This window comes from Limosilactobacillus reuteri subsp. porcinus (assembly GCF_036621895.1).
Taxonomy (GTDB): Bacteria; Bacillota; Bacilli; order Lactobacillales; family Lactobacillaceae; genus Limosilactobacillus; species Limosilactobacillus reuteri_J.
Genome location: NZ_LN887503.1, coordinates 1 through 1,173 on the forward strand (window position 1 = coordinate 1; position 1,173 = coordinate 1,173).

Below are 1,173 nucleotides of genomic sequence, written 5' to 3' on the forward strand. Positions count from 1 at the left end.
TATCGAATTGGGAGAGAGATGTTAATGAACCCGATTTAAATATGTGGCAGATTGTAAAATTTAAGTTGAACATTTAAGTGGACAGAAAAACCCATCAAGGTCTTTAATGGTGTTACCTCAACATTCCATTAGAAAGAAGGACCTTAATGGGCACCACTATTTTATCATTCCAGAACCGTGTTGTCATTGAAACGCTTCATAGTGAAGGACGTTCCTTGCGATACATCGCTAACTACTTAGGCTTTAGTAAGACCACCATCTTTAACGAACTTCACCGGCTCAACGGTGAGTACCAGGCTGAGCTAGCGCAAACTGACTTTGAACAAAAGGTTAGTCAACGGGGGCGGAAGTCTTCGCTCACTAAAAACCTTAAACACTTGGTCGAGGAAAAGATTCAAGTCCAGAAGTGGTCCCCTGAACAAGTTGCCCATGTGGTTGGGATTGCCTACAAGACGGTCTATAACTGGATTGATCAAGGCTGGCTTGATGTACAGCTACCCGATTTGCCTGATCATGGAATTCGTCGTCATCGTGCTAAAGAAAAGCGTGGTACGTTCAGTCACGGCCGCTCCATTGAGGAGCGTCCTCATAAAGTCGAAACTCGCCAGGAGTTCGGCCACTTTGAAGCTGATACCGTACTTTCTGGCAAACGTAAAGGTCAAGCTGTGGCTACTTTTGTGGAGCGTAAGAGTCGCCTGACAATTGTTAAACGGCTCCATGGCCGCGACAGTCAGTCCATGACTCAAGCCGTACTTGAACTAGCTAGTCAACTTCAAGACAAGCTCAAGACGCTGACCGTGGATCATGGTAAAGAGTTCGCTAACTATCAGACAATTGAACGGCAAACTGGTACTCCGGTTTATTTTGCCCATGCTTATTCACCACATGAACGCGGTAGTAATGAGAACCGTAACCGAGTTTTGCGACGATTTATTCCCAAGGGACAAGCTATTGAAGAGCTGAGCGATCGCCAGCTGGTTCAAATCAATTGGTATCTGAATTCCCGGCCACTTAAATGTCTTAACTGGCGCACACCAATCGAGATCTTCCTGCTTAATTTACGTCATTAAATTCGTTCAAGTTATTTCTTGCAATCTGCCAATTAATTAGACTTGAACAGATTAAAATAGTGTTCATGTTCACTTATTAAAAGTAATATGTATTATTCTAGGT

1 protein-coding gene is annotated in these 1,173 nt (G+C 43.6%); it reads left to right on the plus strand.

Annotated elements, in window-relative coordinates:
* Nucleotides 1-146 precede the first annotated feature (146 nt).
* Nucleotides 147-1,070, plus strand: a complete 924-nt coding sequence (locus tag AACL61_RS09835; protein WP_302499822.1) for an IS30 family transposase — start codon at nucleotides 147-149, stop codon at nucleotides 1,068-1,070.
* The last annotated feature ends 103 nt before the right edge of the window (nucleotides 1,071-1,173 follow it).

Coding starts and splice junctions, on each gene's coding strand:
- AACL61_RS09835 (WP_302499822.1), top strand. CDS start 147: ATGGGCACCACTATTTTATCATTCCAGAACCGTGTTGTCATTGAAACG.